General features: G+C 44.7%; 16 protein-coding genes. 10 read left to right on the top strand and 6 right to left on the bottom strand.

What is annotated here, in order from left to right:
- Positions 1–97: 97 nt before the first annotated feature.
- Positions 98–646, bottom strand: a complete 549-nt coding sequence (locus A3K86_RS13605) for an NAD(P)H nitroreductase (protein WP_068331953.1) — start codon at positions 644–646, stop codon at positions 98–100.
- A gap of 137 nt (positions 647–783) precedes the next feature.
- Complete coding sequence (locus tag A3K86_RS13600) at positions 784–2799, bottom strand: oxidoreductase (protein ID WP_068331950.1); 2016 nt, start codon at positions 2797–2799, stop codon at positions 784–786.
- 264 nt (positions 2800–3063) lie between these two features.
- On the opposite strand from A3K86_RS13600, the gene sppA reads away from it, so the two are divergent.
- The 3 genes from sppA to A3K86_RS13585 all read left to right on the top strand — a co-directional run bounded on the left by sppA (position 3064) and on the right by A3K86_RS13585 (position 6900).
- Complete coding sequence (gene sppA, locus A3K86_RS13595; RefSeq protein WP_068331947.1) at positions 3064–4920, top strand: signal peptide peptidase SppA; 1857 nt, start codon at positions 3064–3066, stop codon at positions 4918–4920.
- A gap of 86 nt (positions 4921–5006) precedes the next feature.
- Positions 5007–6017, top strand: coding sequence for an asparaginase (gene ansA / locus A3K86_RS13590; RefSeq protein ID WP_068331944.1), 1011 nt, complete (start codon positions 5007–5009; stop codon positions 6015–6017).
- A 208-nt stretch (positions 6018–6225) separates the two neighbouring features.
- A complete protein-coding gene (locus A3K86_RS13585) occupies positions 6226–6900 on the top strand; it encodes a glutathione S-transferase family protein (RefSeq protein WP_068331941.1) in 675 nt (224 codons plus the stop codon).
- A 111-nt stretch (positions 6901–7011) separates the two neighbouring features.
- On the opposite strand, the gene A3K86_RS13580 is transcribed toward A3K86_RS13585, so the two are convergent.
- Entirely contained in the window at positions 7012–7326 is a 315-nt protein-coding gene (locus A3K86_RS13580) for a YeaC family protein (protein ID WP_068331937.1), read from the bottom strand.
- Between the two features lie 425 nt (positions 7327–7751).
- On the opposite strand from A3K86_RS13580, the gene A3K86_RS13575 reads away from it, so the two are divergent.
- Positions 7752–8585, top strand: coding sequence for a DUF2989 domain-containing protein (locus A3K86_RS13575; RefSeq protein WP_084406610.1), 834 nt, complete (start codon positions 7752–7754; stop codon positions 8583–8585).
- Positions 8586–8654: 69 nt separating this feature from the next.
- On the opposite strand, the gene msrB is transcribed toward A3K86_RS13575, so the two are convergent.
- Positions 8655–9038, bottom strand: coding sequence for a peptide-methionine (R)-S-oxide reductase MsrB (msrB, locus tag A3K86_RS13570; RefSeq protein WP_068332588.1), 384 nt, complete (start codon positions 9036–9038; stop codon positions 8655–8657).
- 590 nt (positions 9039–9628) lie between these two features.
- On the opposite strand from msrB, the gene gap reads away from it, so the two are divergent.
- Together gap and A3K86_RS13560 are read left to right on the top strand one after the other, a co-directional pair.
- Complete coding sequence (gene gap / locus A3K86_RS13565) at positions 9629–10624, top strand: type I glyceraldehyde-3-phosphate dehydrogenase (RefSeq protein WP_068331934.1); 996 nt, start codon at positions 9629–9631, stop codon at positions 10622–10624.
- 436 nt (positions 10625–11060) lie between these two features.
- Positions 11061–11939, top strand: a complete 879-nt coding sequence (locus A3K86_RS13560; RefSeq protein ID WP_068331931.1) for a D-hexose-6-phosphate mutarotase — start codon at positions 11061–11063, stop codon at positions 11937–11939.
- A gap of 63 nt (positions 11940–12002) precedes the next feature.
- Here A3K86_RS13560 and A3K86_RS13555 read toward each other — a convergent pair whose 3' ends face one another.
- Positions 12003–12383, bottom strand: coding sequence for a VOC family protein (locus A3K86_RS13555; RefSeq protein ID WP_068331928.1), 381 nt, complete (start codon positions 12381–12383; stop codon positions 12003–12005).
- 557 nt (positions 12384–12940) lie between these two features.
- Here A3K86_RS13555 and A3K86_RS13550 point away from each other — a divergent pair.
- The 3 genes from A3K86_RS13550 to A3K86_RS13540 are packed head-to-tail and all read left to right on the top strand — an operon-like array spanning position 12941 to position 17751.
- Positions 12941–14875: a PrkA family serine protein kinase gene (locus A3K86_RS13550; RefSeq protein ID WP_068331925.1), complete on the top strand. Its 1935-nt coding sequence runs from the start codon at positions 12941–12943 to the stop codon at positions 14873–14875.
- A 27-nt stretch (positions 14876–14902) separates the two neighbouring features.
- On the top strand, positions 14903–16180 hold the full coding sequence (locus A3K86_RS13545) for a YeaH/YhbH family protein (protein WP_068331922.1): 1278 nt from the start codon (positions 14903–14905) through the stop codon (positions 16178–16180).
- 32 nt (positions 16181–16212) lie between these two features.
- Entirely contained in the window at positions 16213–17751 is a 1539-nt protein-coding gene (locus A3K86_RS13540) for a SpoVR family protein (protein ID WP_068331918.1), read from the top strand.
- Between the two features lie 121 nt (positions 17752–17872).
- Here the strand turns inward: A3K86_RS13540 and fadR are convergent, their stop codons facing one another.
- Positions 17873–18724: a fatty acid metabolism transcriptional regulator FadR gene (fadR, locus tag A3K86_RS13535; RefSeq protein WP_068331915.1), complete on the bottom strand. Its 852-nt coding sequence runs from the start codon at positions 18722–18724 to the stop codon at positions 17873–17875.
- A gap of 721 nt (positions 18725–19445) precedes the next feature.
- On the opposite strand from fadR, the gene nhaB reads away from it, so the two are divergent.
- Positions 19446–21038: a Na(+)/H(+) antiporter NhaB gene (gene nhaB / locus A3K86_RS13530; RefSeq protein WP_068331911.1), complete on the top strand. Its 1593-nt coding sequence runs from the start codon at positions 19446–19448 to the stop codon at positions 21036–21038.
- Positions 21039–21105: the final 67 nt, after the last annotated feature.

Raw genomic sequence — 21105 nt, 5'->3', positions numbered from 1 at the left:
GAAGACCCAAGCCTTCCTTTTTTAAACTTTCAAGGCATCATAGTGGCACCCAGTTAACAACTCACAGGGTAACCACACTTATCGAGTGACTAACCAATCAGAGATATTCCACGAACTGGCTAATTTCACGTTCATGCACTTTCGCTTCGCGACAACCCGGTGTACCGATGTAAAGGAAACCAACAATCATATCGTTGCCTTTCACACCAAGAGACTCACGCACCACTGAGTGATAAGCCCATTTCCCAGTACGCCAGAAACCAGAAAAGCCTTGTGCAACCGCGGCCATCTGCATCGCTTGAGTGGCACAACCTGCAGAAAGGTGCTGCTCAATCACTGGGATTTTGTCGCTATCGGTAACATTCGCTACCACAGTGATCACCATTGGCGCACGAAAAGGCGCTTTGCTCGCTTTTTCAATCACGGTGTCATCAAGGCCGTCTGCTTTCGCGGCTTCCACTAAAATATCAGCCAGCTTTTGCAAGCCATCACCTTGAGAGACAATAAAACGCCACGGCATGAGCGCCCCATGATCAGGGGCACGTAGCCCTGCTTTAAAAATATTTTCCAGCGCTTCGCCTTGCGGCGCAGGTTCCATCAATTTTGGTAGTGAACGACGATTTAATAAAAGTGTGAGCGCATCCATAACAACGACCTTAACGAGAATAATAATTATTGATTAACACTATCATAACCAATTTGTTCCACGATGTATCGTAACGCCTATAAATGATAAAACCCCGAATTAACGGGGAATTATCACAATACATTTTGTAACTTGGTTTATAACTTAGCTGCTAATTCCACCGCTTGGCGGATCACACGCTTGGCATCCACTTCACCAGCAACATCAGCCCCACCAATCACAGTGACTTTGACATTAGCCGCCTCTAACTGCTCAGTTAATGTATTCACTGAAGTTTGCCCAGCACAAACAATAATATTATCGACCGGTAACACGCGAGATTGTCCTTCCACTGTAATGTGCAAGCCTTGCTCATCAACCTTGTCGTAGCTCACTCCACCAAGTAACTCAACACCGCGTTTTTCGAGCACTTTTTTATGGATCCAGCCCGTTGTTTTACCCGGCCCTTTACCAACACGTCCCGGTTTACGTTGCATTAACCAGACTTGGCGTTGGCTTACATACTCCTCATGAGGGAACAATCCGCCCGGTTGAGAAATCGCTTTATCAATTCCCCAATCTTGGAGCCAATCATCTAAACCTTGCTCAGTCGGCTCTGTTAGCATGGTAGAGACATCGACCCCGATACCACCTGCACCTATTACCGCAATTTTTTGCCCAACCTTCACTTGGTCGCGGATCAAGGTTTGATAATCGATTGTCTTGTCACTCTCTTTTAAACCTGGGATTGGAGGAATACGAGGCTGAACCCCTGTTGCCACTACGACATGGTCATAATCTTGCAACGCGTCTAACGATGCTGCAGTGCCCAGTTGTACATTGACGCCTGTTTGCTCTAAACGACGTTCGAAATAGCGAATAGTTTCTTTAAATTCTTCTTTACCCGGAATTTGCATCGCCAAATTAAACTGACCACCAATGTGATCATTCTTTTCAAACAAATCGACAGTAAAGCCACGCTCTGCCGCTGCGGTTGCACAAGCTAAGCCTGCAGGCCCTGCCCCTACCACGGCAATTTTTCGCTTATCTGCCGACGGTGTCAGCACTAATTCGGTTTCGTAACATGCTTGTGGATTCACCAAGCAGCTTGCACGCTTTCCAACAAACACATGGTCAAGACAGGCTTGGTTACAGCCAATACAAGTATTGATATCTAACGCTTTATCTTGAGCGGCTTTATTCACAAATTCGGCATCAGCCAAGAAAGGACGCGCCATTGAAACCATATCAGCCTGACCAGATGATAAAATATCTTCCGCCACTTCAGGGGTATTGATACGGTTACAAGTGACTAAGGGGATCGATACTTCGCTTTTCAGTTTTTCTGTCACCCATGCAAACGCAGCGCGAGGCACTTGCGTCGCAATGGTCGGGATGCGCGCCTCGTGCCAACCAATCCCGGTATTAAGAATGGTCACACCCGCCGCTTCTAATGCTTTTGCCAGCATCACCACTTCTTCATGGGTACTGCCTTGCTCCACCAAATCCAGCATCGATAGGCGAAAAACAATAATGAAGTCTTGTCCGGTGCGTTTACGTACGGCTTTAACCAACTCCACAGGAAAACGCATACGGTTTTCGTAACTGCCGCCCCAACGGTCGTAGCGCTGATTAGAGCGCTGACAAATAAACTGATTGATCAAATACCCTTCAGACCCCATCAGTTCGACACCGTCATAACCTGCTTCACGCGCTAACTCTGCACTCTTCGCGAAAGCATCAATGGTTTTGTTAATTTGGCGCTCACTCATTTTACTTGGCGTAAATTTAGAAATTGGCGCACGAATAGCTGAAGCGCTAACCGCAAACGGATGCATGGCATACCGACCTGCATGTAGTAATTGCAACGCAATTTTACCGCCCGCTTCATGAACAGCATCGGTGATCACTCGGTGCGCCCTTGCAGCACGGGCAGAGCTAAATTCCGCGCTCAAAGGATGCAGTCGACCACGGAAATTTGGCGAGAAACCACCAGTGACAATCAAACCTACCCCGCCTCGGGCACGGGCAGCATAAAACGCCGATAGCTTCTTGAAGCCATCACGAGATTCTTCCAACCCTGTGTGCATGGATCCCATCAGGACACGGTTCTTCAGTTGAGTGAATCCTAAATCTAAGGGTGCCAATAAGTGTGGGTAAGATTTATTGTCCATAGCTCATCGCTTCCATTCTTGTATTAATTATGGTCAGACCAGTATAGGGTCAACAAACGATAAAATTCAAACATCTGTTTACATTAACGCAACAAAGATTGATCTATGCAAGAATTTTGATACGTATGAATGGAGAATTATGAACAATATCGAACCTTTTTCTGCGTGTTAAGTCTGAACCTAACACCTAACTAAAAGTCAAAAATTGTGACATACCTCGTTCCTGCGTTAGGATAGAAGCAGGAATCATTATCAGGACGCTCCATGAAAATGTTATTTAAAGGGATCGGGAAAATCTTTCGTATCCTATGGAAATTACTCAGCTTTACACGACAGTTGATCCTCAACCTTTTCTTCCTTGCCTTTATTGGGGTCATTATTTTCGCCCTTACTCAGAGCACTGAAGAGCCTGTTGATATTACGAAGTCAGCACTGGTATTGGATCTGGCTGGTCCTATCGTTGAACAACGCAGCATTATCAGCCCAGTTGATCAGCTCACCAGTAACGCACTCGGTCAGCCACCTGTGCAAGAAAACGTGCTGTTCGACATCGTCGATACTATTCGCCACGCCTCAACCGATAACAACATCACAGGCTTGGTGCTGAGTCTTAAGCATATGGAAGGCGCGAACCTCACCAAGCTGCGCTACATTGCAAAAGCAATCAAAGAGTTTAAAGAGGCGGGTAAGCCTGTTTACGCGTTTGGCGACAACTTCAGCCAAAGCCAATACTATTTAGCAAGCTTTGCTGATCATGTATTTATGTCACCAGATGGTGGTGTATTGCTAACGGGTTACGGTAGCTACAGCCTGTACTACAAAAGCCTGCTAGAAAAACTCGATGTGAACACTCATGTGTTCCGTGTGGGTACTTACAAATCATTTGTTGAACCATACACTCGCGACAGCATGTCGGATGCTGCGCGTGAAGCCAACACTGCATGGTTAAACCAACTTTGGGGCGCTTACACCCAAGATGTTGCTGACAACCGTCAAATCGATGCAGCAAGCCTAACGCCAGATCTCGATGATTTTGTTAAGAAACTAAAAGCCGTGAACGGTGACTTTGCCAAATTGACCCTCAATATGGGGTTGGTTGATGAGCTTGTGAGTCGCCCGCAACTACATCAGAAATTGATTGATGCTTTTGGTGATGATGACAACGACAGCTTCAACCACATCAGTTACTACGATTACTTGCCAACAGTGGTTAGCACTGATTTGCCAAGCGACAACAAAATCGCGGTTGTCGTCGCAAGTGGTGCCATCGTTGATGGCGATGGTCGCCAACAAGGCACGATCGCAGGTGACACAACAGCAGCGATGCTTCGCGATGCGCGTTTAGACGATAGCGTTAAAGCGGTTGTGCTTCGTGTTGATAGCCCTGGTGGTAGCGCCTTTGCTTCAGAAGTCATTCGTAATCAAGTAGATGCCCTAAAACAAGCAGGCAAACCTGTTGTGGTTTCTATGTCTAGCCTTGCGGCATCAGGCGGTTACTGGATTTCTTCAAGTGCAGACAAAATCATTGCTCAACCAACCACAATCACAGGTTCGATTGGTATCTTTGCTATCTTGACGACGTTCGAGAAGGGCTTAGAGAAAGTGGGGATTTACAACGATGGTGTAGGTACAACCCCATTTGCAGGTGTCGGTGTCACCCGTGAACTTCCTGAAGGTGTAGCGCAAGTTTTCCAACTTGGTGTTGAACATGGTTACCAGCGCTTCATCGGTCTTGTTAGCCAGTTCCGTAATATGTCGCTAGAGCAAGCGGATCACGTCGCGCAAGGTCGTGTGTGGACAGGTAAAGATGCACTTGAGCTCGGTTTGGTTGACCAACTTGGTGATTTTGACGATGCCATTACCGAAGCCGCTAAGCTGGCAGAGCTTGAAAATTACGAGCTACAGTGGGTAAAAGAGCAGCTATCACCAGCCGAGCAATTCCTACAGAACTTCACCGTTAAGGTAAATGCTCATCTGAATAATGTTTTGTGGGAACAAGTTCCATCAGCATTAAAACCTGCAAGCCAACAGGTTTTAACAGATTTAACCACATTAAGTAACTTTAATGATCCAAAAGGGCAATATGCTTTCTGCCTAAATTGCATCAATAGTGAAAAGTGAGATCAAGCCCAGCACTGCTGGGCTTTTTTTAACGGGCGTTAGCCGTATAATGCGCGCATCGAACCGATAAAATGCTGTACTGAATTATGGAAAGAAAACACATTTACATTGCTTACACTGGCGGTACCATTGGTATGCAGAAGTCAGACCACGGATACATCCCTGTTGCAGGCTTCATGGAGAAGCAACTTGCGAGCATGCCAGAATTCCATCGTTCAGAAATGCCAAAATTTACCATCCATGAATACGATCCTCTGATCGATTCATCGGATATGACGCCATCGGATTGGCAGCGCATTGCTGATGATATTAAAGCAAACTACGACAAGTACGACGGTTTCGTCATTCTTCATGGTACGGATACTATGGCGTACACTGCCTCTGCTTTGTCGTTCATGTTTGACAACTTAGATAAACCAGTGATTGTGACAGGCTCACAAATTCCACTGGCAGAGATCCGCTCTGACGGTCAAAGTAACCTGCTTAACTCGCTACACGTAGCAGCGAACTACCCAATCAACGAAGTAACGGTATTCTTCAATAACCAGTTGATCCGTGGTAACCGCAGTACAAAAGCACACGCAGATGGTTTTGGCGCATTCATTTCACCAAACCTTCCGCCACTGCTTGAAGCAGGTATCAATATTCAACTTAACAATGTTGAACTTGATAAAAAACCAGCGGAACCGTTCAAAGTACATAACATCACCCCACAACCTATTGGTGTGATCACCATGTACCCGGGCATCTCACCAGAAGTGATCCGCAATACACTGCGTCAACCAGTAAACGCGATGATCCTACTGACCTTTGGCGTAGGTAACGCACCGCAAAACCCAGATCTATTAGCGCAACTCAAAGAAGCGACCGATCGTGGCGTGATTGTGATTAACCTAACTCAATGTCTATCTGGCAAGGTGAACATGGGCGGTTACGCGACAGGCTGTGCTCTTGCGGACGCTGGTGTACTAAGTGGCTACGACATGACACCAGAAGCTGCGCTAGCCAAACTGCACTTCTTGCTATCACAAGACCTACCAACAGAAACTGTTCGTAGCCTAATGCAGCAAGACTTGCGTGGTGAGCTAACACACTAATTCACACTGCAAGTGAATAAATTCTTCAAAGAGCCGCACATCGCGGCTCTTTGTTTTTCTGCCGTTTAAGATCTCAACTACACTTATACCAACCTGCGCACTGGCTTCTTCTCAGTGTCCACGGCAACCTTTGGTATTGATATCTACCTAAATAAGTCAATAACCACTTATCTAATCAGGTAGAAGTCACAACAAGAATGAGAGACTTATGATCTTACATGGCGCCTCAATTTCTCCTTTCGTCAGAAAAATCATGTTAGCCCTTGCCTACAAAGGGATCAGTTACCAACTTGAACCTCTCAACCCTTTTCTAGAAAAAGAGCTGGCGCACAAACGCCACCCAATGGGAAAAGTCCCCGTACTTGAACATGAAGGGCAGAGCATTATCGATTCCACAGTGATCGCCCATTACTTGGATGATCTCTATCCTGTCCCACCGCTATACTCAGGTGATGCAAAGGTTCGCGCCAAAATTCGCTGGCTTGAAGAATACGTAGATACGCGCCTAACCTCGTTAGTCAGTGGGGTGCTGTTCTATCAAAAAATCATGCGCGGCAAAATGCTCAATAAAGATGTCGATCACGAAGCAGTTGAACAATGTATGCAGCATCACTTACCGCAAGCGCTGCAATATTTAGAAGAACAAATGCCCAAAGAAGGGTTTATTGGCGAGCATTTTTCAATGGCTGAAATCAGTGTATGGAGTATTTTAAGAAATGGTTGGATGGCAGGGCTGCGATTAGAGCAAGAGTACCCAAAACTCCATAATTACTTAATGCTAATAGAACACGAACCCATTGTCGCGAACATGGTCAGTGAAGAAGACCACGAGCTAAGTAGCTTTTATTGCTCCCCGATGAGTTTTGCGCAATCAGCCTCTTAATCAGTCAATACTAGACCTATGCTTAGCTCAGTTTCTTACAGTAGAGGTGTGCTTTAACATGGCACACCTCGCTCAGTGCTTGCTTTTACTATCGTGGTCAATAGATACAAGCTAGTTATGATCAACTTTAAAGCGGGCAATTTCTTCCACGCTCGCATCAGGCGTCGCGCCTTGTGATGCCTCAGTCGGAAAATCACGCTTTAGCTCAGCTTTGGATTTAAATTTGATTTCACCACCCGCTTCAACACTCATATGCTCAGCTTCTGTATTATGGCGCGATTGATACAACATCACAGCCTGCATAGTGGCATCACGTTGCTCGGGCGTAAGCGGTGTCCCGTCAGGCCATTTACCAATCTCCACTGCCGTCATCAAGCGCTGATAGACCTCAGGTGTCATCGCTTGCAAAATTTGTTCAACATCCATTCTAGGTAACTCCCACTCTATTCTTTCTCATCGCTGTTATTGTCGTATCAAGGCTTGGCTAATACGTAACTTTGTTATGACGCTATAGTAAGCGTAACGCTACCATTGCCGAGCCACTCAAAAGTGTCAAATCGTAGCGCTGAAAGTGCCCCGACGATCACAGCCTCTCAACCATTGACAACACTCCTCACAGTCACGATGACGGCACCTATGAATTTCGCAGCCGAGTGCGAGGACAATCATTGCAGTTCACTTCGAATCAATTGATAATTCACTTAATAAAAACAAAGCACTTGGATACTGAGATTCCTGAACTGTCCTCACACTTCTCTATCTTTTCATCCTATCAATAATGCTTTGCGCTAGAATAGCAGCTGCGTTTTTCCGCAATGCCGTCAGTCACCACAACAATGAGCAATCCATTAATGCGATCAGCTTTCACCGTCACATTCCGTCCCGCTTTACTTAAATACGTAACCATTGCCAGTTGCGCACTCATTTTAAGTGGTTGTTTTGAGCGCCACCGTTCAACCGATAGTCTGTGTGAAAGCCACCCTCAAATTTGCGAACAGTTAAATGTTCGGGATGGACAGTGCCGTTTGCAACGTACCAAGTTGATTTGGAAACGTTTTGATGTAATGAACAACCCAATCGATACTGAAAAGTTTAAAGAGCTTAAATTTACTTACGATTACCAGATGTGTTTGGAGTATGCGGCACGTATTGAGCCAACCGAGCACAAAGAGCGCAAGACCAAACGAATGAAAGCGCTGATCCACAGTTACGATTCCATCAAACGCCTTAATAATGAATTAGCAGAGTCCATCGATCCTGAAATCATCTACTATCGTTGGTCTCAAGGTGACAAGCGTGCCATGCGCCAGTTCTTGAAACTCGAAGGAAAACCTGCTTTAGAAACCCCAGAGTTACAGTTAGCGCTCGCGACTTATTACAACGGTAAAGATCAGGTCAAAACTCAAAACATTCTGCTGCACGCACTCAGCTTGTATCAGCAAGGTGACAAGATACAGCCAGAGATTATTCAGACTCTCGCAACGATTGCGCACCAACAAAAAGACAGTGCCAATGCTTACTTGTGGATCCAAGTAGGGAAAGAGTTTGATATGCCGTCAGCAGAGCAAGACAAACTTGCCCGCTTCTATCCAATGGCAGAAGACGCAAGAGAGGCGCTTGATAAAAAAGCCAAGCGTATAGTCAAAGCGCTGAAAAAAGGAAAGTTCCACTCGGGCTACCTGTAATAGCCTCTCAGAGAACAGCCGGATCAAAAAAGGTACCCTCGGGTACCTTTTTACGTATTAAGCTCGGGGTTAAGATTTAAAAATCAAAGATACCGAGTTTACACAATAGCGTTCACCCGTTGATGGCGGTCCATCGGGAAACACATGACCAAGATGGCTGTCACAAGCAGCACAACGGATCTCAGTACGCTGCATCCCATGAGAGTTGTCTTCTAGAAAGCGAATCGCTTTATTTTCAATTGGCGCATCAAAGCTGGGCCATCCACAACCCGAATCGTATTTGTTGTCAGATTTAAATAATGGCGCTTCACAACAAGTACAGTGATATAACCCAGTTTCACGATTATGAAGTAGCGTGCCACTAAACGGTGCCTCGGTGCCTTGTTCACGACAGACATGATACTGTTCAGGGGATAGGTGTTCTCGCCAGTACGCATCAGATTTAATTGTCATTGTTTTTCCTGTCTCTTCCTTTTTAAGCTGAGCAGCAAGCTGCTCATCTCTAATCATACGTAGAGTCATTCAAATTCGCTACCAAACCTCACCGAATAGCCTCACTACAAAATTTTGGCTCTCCACGACTATCCCAGTAGTAATAATTACAAAAAATGGCTCTCTTCAGTTTGTTTAACTAAAAAAGCAGCGGTTGAATGTTACAAAGGAAAATAATTCTCATCTCAGCCTAAAACCCATCGGGAGTCACAACTTGAAATGAGTGCAGTGAAAGTTTTGATTAAAAAGTTGCCACTATCCACAACTGTGGCACATACTTTTTGCGCTATGGCTATTTAGTTATCGGAGTAATCGACGCATCATCATATGAAACTACAACGATATTATGAAAAGTTAACAACAGCTCGTGGTGGCTAATTAATCAAGTTTCGTATGATTTGTCGGCAATGTAGTGGGAATGTAAAAAAGATCCGAACTTTTTTTTGACCTTAAGCAATTTAACCTCCTTTTTTGCTTGCAGGGTCACCCAGTATTCTGTAATTTTACTACCAGTTATCTTTCATTAGAAATTAAGTTGTGGAGCAACTACAATGACTATCAAAGTAGGTATTAATGGTTTTGGCCGTATCGGTCGTTTTGTATTCCGTGCAGCTCAAGAGCGTAACGACATCGAAGTTGTTGGTATCAACGACCTAATCGACGTTGATTACATGGCATACATGCTGAAGTACGATTCAACTCACGGCCGTTTCAACGGTACTGTTGAAGTTGAAGGCGGTAACCTAATCGTTAACGGCAAAACTGTACGTGTAACTGCAGAACGCAACCCTGCTGACCTTAAGTGGGATGCAATCAACGTTGACGTTGTTGCTGAAGCAACTGGTCTTTTCCTAACTGACGAGACTGCACGTAAGCACATCGAAGCTGGTGCTAAGAAAGTTGTTCTAACTGGTCCTTCAAAAGATGCGACTCCAATGATCGTTATGGGTGTTAACCAAGACACTTACGCTGGTCAAGACATCGTTTCTAACGCTTCTTGTACTACTAACTGTCTAGCGCCTATCGCTAAAGTTCTTAACGACAAATTCGGTATCGAATCTGGTCTTATGACTACAGTTCACGCAACTACAGCTACTCAAAAAACTGTAGATGGTCCTTCTGCTAAAGACTGGCGTGGTGGTCGTGGTGCTTCTCAAAACATCATCCCATCTTCAACTGGTGCTGCTAAAGCTGTAGGCGTTGTTCTTCCAGAACTAAACGGCAAACTAACTGGTATGGCTTTCCGCGTACCAACTGCTAACGTTTCTGTAGTTGACCTAACAGTTAACCTGAAAGAAGGCGCATCTTACGAAGCTATCTGTGCAGCAATGAAAGAAGCTTCTGAAGGCGAACTAAAAGGCGTTCTAGGTTACACTGAAGACGCAGTAGTTTCTCAAGACTTCATCGGTGAAGTTCAAACTTCAGTATTCGATGCTAAAGCTGGTATCGCTCTAACTGACAACTTCGTTAAAGTTGTATCTTGGTACGACAACGAAATCGGTTACTCGAACAAAGTTCTTGACCTAATCGCTCACATCTCTAAGTAATTGATACTTAGTCAGTGATGATAAAAGGCGGCATTTAAGCCGCCTTTTTTATATCTGTAATTTGGCTAGACATAGTGATAATCTCAGTCTCTCTTCTGGCTTAGTCATAATCAGGAGTCGCATTGAGAAAAGAGTAAACACAGCTCCCTTAAGCGGTAATAGTAGGCATGCTAATGTACCGATATGGCTTATGACCTGACGCCAGCTCTACCATTTGGTATGAATTTTAACTAGCTACAACCGTCTTCTACCAGAACCTCACTCACATCACGCTTAAAATAATTTTGAAGGATTCAAATCGAGTTACAAATTTAACAAATATGTTTTAATTTCTATTGATAATTTTAAATGAAAAATAAGTATTAGCTTGTATTGTTTTTTAACCACACCGCGTCAAGTAGCCATACAAGGTGATATTAGTAAGGAAATAATGATCATGGATTTACGTAATCTCCCAACCGTAAATGCTCTTTCTGATGCTGTTACTGTCTGCGAATACAATGGCATCAGCATCGTTCGTATCATTCACGAAAAAGTAGAAGCCGGCATTTCTCTGCACGGCGGTCACTTAATTTGGTTTAAACCAGCTCAACAAGATGATGTAATTTGGTTAAGTAAAGAAGCCATTATCGATCCGGCGAAAGCCATTCGTGGCGGTATTCCAGTATGTTGGCCTTGGTTTGGTAAAGCGGGTAACCCGTCGCATGGCTTTGCACGTAACAGCCAATGGCAGTTAAAAGAACACCGTGAGAATGAGAACGGTGTTATCGTTGCTCTTGGTTTGCAAGATACAGCGCAAACCCGTGAGATCTGGCCGTACCGCTTTGACCTCACCATCACCTTTGAACTCGGTGATGAGCTTAAAGTGTCACTCACTTCAACCAATACCGACGATAAAGCATGGTCTTATGGCGGTGCGCTGCACACCTACTTTGACATCGCGAGCATTCGTGAAACTCACCTCACTGGCATGGGTGCAAGTTACCTTGATGGTGTTCAGGGCGGTATTGCTTGTGAAGGTGGTGATTCACTAACGATTGATCAAGAAGTTGACCGTGTATATAACGCGCCAGAAGCTGTAGTGACGATTCACGATGCACCACGCCAACGTCAGATCCGAGTGGAAAACCACGGGCACAATGCGGCTGTAATTTGGAACCCTTGGCAAGCGCTATGTGAAGGCATGGCTGATATGGCAAATGATAGCTTTGAGACTATGGTATGTGTTGAATCAACCATCCATGGTGAAGGTGTAACCTTAGAGCCGGGGCAATCACACACCCTAGCGACTATCATTAGCTTGGCTGCGGTGTAACTTAAAGCCTGCAAGTAAAAGCAAGATAGAAAAGTAATAAGATGCGGCCTCAGTGCCGCATTTTTATGCGAGCATGCTAGTGTTCGCTTCTATTAATACCCAGCCGTTGCCATCAGGATCAGCAAAAGTCGCAAAGCGCCCACTGATCAAGGTAACAATTTCCGACAACCCTACTCCTCGCCCAGCCAGTTCATTGTAAGTAGAAGTAATATCATCGGTTTGTACCACTAAGCCTTGTACCGAACCCGCTTTCATTCCAGCGAATGGACGTACCAAACTGATCGTGGTTTCTGCGCCTTTAGGTGCCAATTGCACCCAACGCTTATCGCCCGAGGCATGATGGTCTCGGATCAATTCGAACCCCAATGCATCGCGGTAAAACAATAAAGCCTGCGCCTGATCTGACACCGGAATTGAAACAGTATCAACGCGAGAAATTCCCATAAAAACCGCCCCCAAAATAACACTACTTAACTAGCTTAAGTCAGAGTTGTTGATTTAGCTCACAAAAAAAGCAATAACCTCACAAAATAATCCATGCATAGATCCTATGCATGATAATGCACCAAAATGCAGCTGCAATTTGTCTCAACTCTGAATCATGTATGAAAAAAGCCAAAGATCTCGCATCTCAGACCAGAGAGCACATCTATGTGAAAATCGTGCATCTATTTGCAATTCAATTCACTGAAGTCGGAATTATTTTCAACACATCCGACTAATCACCCACATCAAGTACTCACATCACAAAAACGTTAAACAAATGTAAATATTTTCCATCCTAACCTTCTTGCTTATCCGATTTTTAAGGAGGATAGTAAGAATATGTCTAAAAAACACGCAGGTGTTAATCAACAAACAGGTTCCGAAATTTATTTAAAAACCAACAACTCAGTGACGCAATTTGATTAGTTAGGTCTAGTCTTAAAGATATGAGGGATGTGAAAGTTATCTGTTCTCGTCCTTTCTAATTGATCAGAGAACGATTCAGGGGGCATACCATGAGTATTTTTGACCATTATCGTCAACGCTATGAAGAGTCCAAGGATGAAGAGCTTTCATTGCAGGAATTCCTTGAAATCTGTCGCAACGACCGCAGCGCTTATGCAAACTCTGCCGAACGCCTACTAATGGCGATTGGTGAGCCAGAAATGATCGACACAGCTCAAGACCCACGCTTGAGCCGCCTATTCTCAAACCGTGTGATTTCTCGGTACAAAACCTTTGAAGATTTTTATGGCATGGAAGATGCCATTGAACAAATCGTGTCTTATCTTAAGCACGCCGCACAAGGTTTAGAAGAACGTAAACAAATCCTTTACTTACTAGGTCCTGTTGGTGGTGGTAAGTCATCTTTAGCTGAAAAACTTAAAAGTTTGATGCAAAGAGTTCCTATTTACGTACTGACTGCCAATGGCGAACGTAGCCCAGTGAACGACCACCCGTTCTGCCTATTTGAAAAATCTGAAGATGGTGAAATTCTAAATAAAGAGTATGGCATCCCTCATCGCTATCTCAACACCATCATGTCACCATGGGCTGCGAAGCGCTTACATGAATTTGGCGGTGATATTACCAAGTTCCGCGTAGTAAAAGTGCGTCCATCAATTCTAGATCAACTCGGTATTGCGAAAACCGAGCCAGGTGATGAAAACAACCAAGACATTTCATCGCTGGTTGGTAAAGTGGATATCCGCCAACTTGAGCACTTCTCGCAAGACGATCCTGATGCGTACAGCTACTCAGGCGCACTGTGTAAAGCCAACCAAGGTTTGATGGAATTCGTAGAGATGTTTAAAGCACCGCTTAAAGTGCTGCACCCTCTACTAACTGCGACTCAGGAAGGTAACTACAACGGTACTGAAGGCTTATCTGCCCTACCGTATGACGGTATCATTCTGGCGCACTCCAACGAATCCGAATGGCAAACCTTCCGTAATAATAAGAGTAATGAAGCCTTCCTTGACCGTGTTTACATCGTCAAAGTGCCTTACTGCTTACGTATTTCAGAAGAGACTAAGATCTACGAAAAACTACTGCAAAGCAGTGAGTTAGCTAACGCGCCATGTTCACCTAGTACGCTCGATATTTTATCGCGCTTCTCTGTTCTTTCTCGTCTGAAAGAGCCTGAGAACTCAAGCATCTTCTCGAAAATGCGTGTCTACGACGGTGAAACCCTTAAAGATACCGATCCAAAAGCAAAATCATACCAAGAGTACCGTGATTATGCGGGTGTCGATGAAGGTATGACCGGGCTATCAACTCGTTTCGCCTTTAAGATTCTATCGCGTGTCTTCAACTTCGATCACTCTGAAGTAGCGGCGAACCCAGTTCACTTGTTCTATGTACTTGAACAGCAAATTGAGCGTGAGCAGTTCCCACAAGACACCGCAGAGAAATACCTAGAGTTCTTAAAAGGTTACTTGATTCCTAAGTACGTTGAATTCATTGGTAAAGAAATTCAAACCGCCTACCTAGAGTCTTACTCTGAGTACGGTCAGAACATCTTTGACCGCTATGTGAGTTACGCCGACTTCTGGATTCAAGACCAAGAGTACCGTGATCCAGAAACAGGTCAGCTATTTGACCGCTCAGCACTGAACAATGAGCTGGAAAAAATCGAAAAACCAGCTGGTATCAGTAACCCTAAAGATTTCCGTAATGAAATCGTTAACTTTGTCCTTCGTGCCCGTGCAAGCAATGCAGGTAAAAACCCGAACTGGACTAGCTACGAAAAACTTCGCACTGTGATTGAGAAGAAAATGTTCTCTAACACCGAAGAGTTGCTACCAGTCATTTCCTTCAATGCGAAAACGTCAACCGAAGAGCAGAAAAAACACGATGACTTCGTCGCTCGTATGATGGAGAAAGGCTACACCCGCAAACAAGTACGCTTGCTATCTGAATGGTATCTACGCGTACGTAAGTCTTCGTAGCCGAAACGGACGTATAAGGGGGAGCTTATGGCGCATTTTATTGATCGCAGGCTCAATGGTAAAAACAAAAGCACGGTTAACCGCCAGCGCTTTTTACGCCGCCACAAACAGCAAATCAAAGAATCGATTGCTGATGCGGTAAACAAGCGCTCGATTACCGATGTTGAGAGCGGGGAGAATATCACTATCCCCTCTCGTGATATCAAAGAGCCGAGCTTTCACCAAGGACGCGGTGGACAACGTGAAGTTGTCCACCCGGGCAACGACCAGTTCTCACCTGGCGACCGTATTGAACGCCCTCAAGGCGGGGGCGGACAAGGTGGCGCAGGTGAAGGACAAGCGAGCCCTGACGGTGAAGGCCAAGATGAGTTTGTTTTCCAGATCTCCAAAGACGAGTATCTCGATTTACTGTTCGAAGATTTGGAACTGCCAAACCTAGAAAAGAACCAGATGAACAAAGTGGTCGAGTGGAAAACCTTCCGCTCAGGCTACAAGTCCACTGGGGTGCCGTCGAATATTGCAATCGTTAAGTCATTGCAAAACTCCTTGGCTCGTCGAACCGCTATGTCAGCAGCCAAACGTCGTCATTTACGTGAATTGGAAGCCGAATTAGCCCGTCTGAAGTCAACGGAACCGGCACAACCTTTTGAAGAGGAAAAAGTCAAAAACGAAATACTGGCATTGAAGGAAAAAATCCGAGCAGTGCCGTTCATCGACACCTTTGATTTACGTTACAAGAACTATGAACGCCGTCCGCAGCCCACCAGCCAAGCGGTTATGTTCTGTTTGATGGACGTTTCAGGTTCTATGGATCAAGCCACCAAAGACATGGCAAAACGTTTCTACATTTTGCTGTATCTGTTCTTGAACCGTACTTACAAGAATGTCGATGTCGTTTTCATACGTCACCATACGCAAGCAAAAGAAGTAGATGAGCACGAGTTCTTCTACTCCCAAGAAACCGGGGGCACTATCGTCTCCAGTGCGCTACGCATGATGGATGACATCATTAAGAAACGTTACCCACCGGGTGAATGGAACATTTATGCAGCGCAAGCCTCGGATGGTGATAACTGGGCTGATGATTCACCGGGTTGTCGTCAGTTGCTGAAAGAAAGCATTCTGCCAGTAACACGTTACTACTCGTACATTGAAATCACCCGTCGTGCCCATCAAACCTTGTGGCGCGAGTACGAAACACTGCAAGCCAGTCACGACAACTTTGCAATGCAAAACATACGGACTGTGGAAGACATCTTCCCTGTATTCAGGGAGCTATTTAAGAAACAAGTGAATCATCAATAGCCGATGTCTATGCGCTTTAGGGGAGTGAGTTTATGGTGACAACGACAAAGACAAAGACAAAGCCACTCAGTGATGGACCAGATTGGACTTTCGAGTTACTCGATAAGTACCACAACGAGATCAAACGTGTCGCCGCGCACTATCGGTTGGACTCGTACCCGAATCAGATTGAAATCATCACCGCTGAACAGATGATGGATGCCTATTCGAGTATCGGGATGCCAATCAATTATCACCACTGGTCTTTCGGTAAACGATTCATTGAAACCGAACGTGGCTACAAGCATGGGCAAATGGGGTTGGCCTACGAGATAGTGATCAACTCCGACCCTTGTATCGCGTATTTAATGGAAGAGAACACCATTACCATGCAGGCGTTGGTTATGGCACACGCCTGCTATGGTCATAACTCTTTCTTTAAAGGTAACTATTTATTTAAAACTTGGACCGATGCTAGCTCAATCATCGATTACCTACTGTTTGCTCGTAACTACATTACAGATTGCGAAGAAAAATACGGTGTTGATGATGTCGAAAAGCTACTCGATTCGTGCCATGCGTTAATGAATTTTGGGGTCGACCGTTACAAGCGCCCCCAAAAAATCTCATTAGTTGAAGAAACGGCGCGCCAGAAAGCGCGGGAAGATTACCTACAAACCCAAGTGAATGCCCTGTGGCGAACCATTCCAGTGTCGAAGGACAAAGAGGATGTGTCGGAGGAAGTGCGCTTCCCTGCTGAACCGCAAGAGAATATCTTGTACTTCATCGAGAAACACGCACCGCTACTGGAGCCTTGGCAACGTGAGATAGTACGAATTGTGCGTAAGATCAGCCAATACTTCTATCCACAAAAACAAACCCAAGTAATGAACGAAGGTTGGGCTACCTTCTGGCATTACACCATTTTAAACCACCTCTACGATGAAGGGCTTGTGACTGACCGTTTCATCATGGAGTTTTTACACAGCCACACCAATGTGGTGGCGCAACCGGAATATAATAGCCCGTATTACAGCGGCATTAACCCTTACGCACTGGGTTTTGCCATGTTCCAAGATATTCGCCGTATTTGTGAAGATCCAACGGAGGAGGATAAATACTGGTTCCCTGACTTTGCAGGTAAAGATTGGCTAGAGACGGTCCATTTTGCGATGGAAAACTTCAAAGATGAAAGCTTCATCAGCCAGTTCTTATCACCCAAAGTCATGCGAGATTTCAAATTGTTTGCCGTGAATGACGATGACCGCCATAACTATGTCGAAGTCAGTGCTATTCATAACGAAGAAGGCTATCGCATGATTCGTGAAAAGCTCTCTTCACAATACAATTTGAGCAATAACGAGCCGAATATTCAGGTTTGGAATGTAGCACTCAAAGGCGACCGTTCATTGACGCTACGCTATATTCCGCATAACCGTATTCCACTCGCAGACAGCCACCAAGAGGTACTCAAACACATGTACCGCTTGTGGGGTTTTGATGTGACCTTGGAAGAAGAACTCAGTGATGGCCGTAGCCAGATTATTGCTACCTGCCCGGTACGCAATACCCAATTTGGCGCTGATATTTAATCAGATGGCATTTCAATGAAAAACAGTAATTAATAGCCACATAACAAAAACGCGATGTTTCCTAAGAAACATCGCGTTTATTTATTCGGGCTTAGTAATAGCAAGCTTAATGCTTGCGCTCTTACTGCTCTTCTTCGTGCATGTAGCGAGCAATAGTTTCACGATTTTCATACCAAATCGCGCCACTATCACGGCCGTACTTCTTAATGCAATCTGCAACCATGTCATGACGATGTTCATCACACAGAGCTTTCAGATCACGGTAGAAGCTCAGTGCCAATTCACACGCTTCACGGCTCATGAAGTAGTAACCGCCTACACGAGTGTAGATCTTACGTAAACCGTTAATAGTTAGTACATACAGCGTGTTACCTGAGCGCGATGCCATACCTTGGAACAAGCGGTAATCGTAATAGTTAAATGCGCGTGCGCGACAAATTGCTTCGCACAATTCAGGTTGGTCTTTACCGTATTTATCAACGATTTTTTTCACTTCAGCTTGTAGCTCTAGTTTCGCTTCATTGTCTTCAATGAAATCAGCGAACGAGTCTGCATTAAGCAAAGCTTCGCAAGAATCGATGATCGAATCGATCAACTGGCTTGATTCTTCACTGTTACCTTTCACCGCATAGCGCATAAATACACTACTGATGTCGGTACGTGCAGAAAGCAAATCAGCCAACACGCGTTGTACGTCCTGACCTTCAAGCGTCACAAGCGTGTCTAGAATATTCAGACCCGAAGTGTCCATGTAATTATTTACACGTGTCGGTTTACCATGCTGGATGGTCAACCACCCATCACGCGCCAAACGTTGTAGCACTTCGCGAAGCGTCGTACGTGTAACACCAATCAGTTCTGAAAGTTCACGTTCTGCTGGCAAGATTGAACCCTGCGGAAAGTGATTATTCCAAATACTTTCAATGATGTACTTCTCAGCAAATGTTGCTGGGCTGTCAGCCTTTATAACCATTTAAATCTCTATCCAATCGCTTCTTGCTTATATTTATTCACTCATCATACCACTAGTTAAGGATATGACGAAATCTGCCGGAAAGCTCAATCTTATTTTGCTTTATGCTAAGAGCAAATTTTGACATAGCGCAAGTTTTACTGAAAGCAATAAATGTAAATTGCATGAGCTAATGTTCTAGCACACCTGAACTCCCGTTTTAGAATGTCAATGAATTAATATTCCATGGTTCATAAAGCATTTCTTGACTGATAATGATCAGGCTGTACAGTTAGCACCGAAATGAACTGGGAGCTGAAAGGAAGCTGCTGCCTGCTTTAAGTTAAATACCATCCAAATGGTCTTTAGCTTAGAGAGTCTCACTAGAATACTTAACCGCAATCCATGGTTAACCCTTCTCTTAATGACGACCAAGGCGCCTCTGCTGTCAGTCCATGTATACCCTGTGGGACTAGGCTCGTTTTTCCACCTCCTATTGGGTATCTTGTTACGCTACTTTGATTGCTTTATGGCATGATATTAAACCATTACAACTTAGTAGATTTTTATGCTTAATCCCTGATAGATAAGCATTGGTTAGTAAAATCTTCACTTTTAATATGTCAGCACATAGCAAGCCCTGTAAGTGGGCATCATTGTGGATGCGAGCTATTGAAGGGGGGAGATACGTTATAACTAAACCAATTGTGAACTAGATGGTGAGTTTACAAGAGACTGATTCATGGCTATTTCGCTGGGAAACGCCTTCGTTAAAAACTTTCTAGGTAAGGCACCTGATTGGTATAAAGTTGCGATTATTTCGTTCCTGATTATCAACCCGATTGTATTTTTTCTAATTGATCCATTTACTGCTGGTTGGCTGCTTGTGGTTGAATTTATATTCACCTTAGCAATGGCACTTAAATGTTACCCTTTGCAACCTGGTGGTTTACTTGCCATTGAGGCTGTTGCCATCGGCATGACTAGCCCAGAGCAAGTCAAGCACGAGCTAGTTGCAAACATCGAAGTATTACTACTGCTGGTCTTCATGGTAGCTGGTATCTACTTCATGAAGCAGCTGCTGCTGTTTATTTTCACTAAGATCCTGATTGGCATCCGCTCGAAAATTTTACTGTCATTGTCATTTTGTATCATGGCGGCTTTCCTTTCAGCTTTCTTGGATGCCCTAACGGTTATTGCTGTGGTTATCAGCGTGACTGTCGGCTTCTACAGCATCTACCACAAGGTCGCGTCAGGACAAGAGCCCCATGCCGCTCATGACCACACTCAAGATAGCCAAATCCACGAACTAAGCCGTGATGATTTGGAAAACTACCGTGCTTTCCTACGTAGCCTGCTAATGCATGCGGGTGTTGGTACGGCATTGGGTGGTGTAATGACCATGGTAGGTGAACCACAAAACCTGATCATTGCTGACCAAGCCGGTTGGTTATTTGGTGAGTTCATCTTACGTATGGCACCTGTAACTATTCCTGTCTTTATCTGCGGTATCTTAACTTGTGTGTTAGTTGAAAAATTCCACCTTTGTGGATACGGCGCCAAGCTACCAGAGAATGTCCGTAAGATCTTAAAAGACTACGACAACGAAGAGCGTAAACGTCGCACCAACCTTGATTACGCGAAACTAATTATCCAAGCCGTTATTGCGGTATGGCTAATCGTCGGCTTAGCGCTTCACCTTGCAGCGGTAGGTTTGATTGGTTTGACTGTAATTATCTTTGCAACCTCGTTTACTGGTATTACGGAAGAGCACGCGCTAGGTAAAGCCTTTGAAGAAGCACTGCCTTTCACCGCATTACTTGCTGTGTTCTTCTCTGTGGTTGCTGTGATCATCGACCAACAGCTGTTTACCCCAATCATTTCTTGGGTATTGAGCATGGAAGGTAGCGCTCAGTTAACCATGTTCTACATCGCGAACGGTCTGTTATCTATGGTATCGGACAACGTATTTGTGGGTACGGTATACATCAACGAGGTGAAATCAGCCCTACTTCATGGTGTGATTTCTCGCGATCAATTCGATATGTTAGCCGTGGCAATCAACACAGGTACTAACCTACCATCAGTGGCAACGCCAAATGGTCAGGCAGCCTTCTTGTTCGCACTAACATCAGCACTTGCACCGTTAATTCGTCTTTCTTACGGTCGCATGGTATACATGGCACTGCCTTATACCATCGTGCTAACTCTTGTTGGCTTGGCTGGCATCGAATTTATGTTAGTGCCAATGACCGAATGGTTCTATGATATGGGCTGGTTAGTGCACAACACAGCGGAAGCAGCTTCAAGTCTCGCTCCTGTTGTTGGACATTAATTGAATTTTTTTGACATTTCATAGTCTCAATAAGAATAAAGCCCTGATTGATCAGGGCTTTGTTATA

Origin of the sequence: Photobacterium jeanii, assembly GCF_001650345.1 — a bacterium.
Classification (GTDB): domain Bacteria; phylum Pseudomonadota; class Gammaproteobacteria; order Enterobacterales; family Vibrionaceae; genus Photobacterium; species Photobacterium jeanii.
Note: the sequence above shows the minus strand (reverse complement) of the source record. Positions and strands in the feature narration are given on the sequence as shown.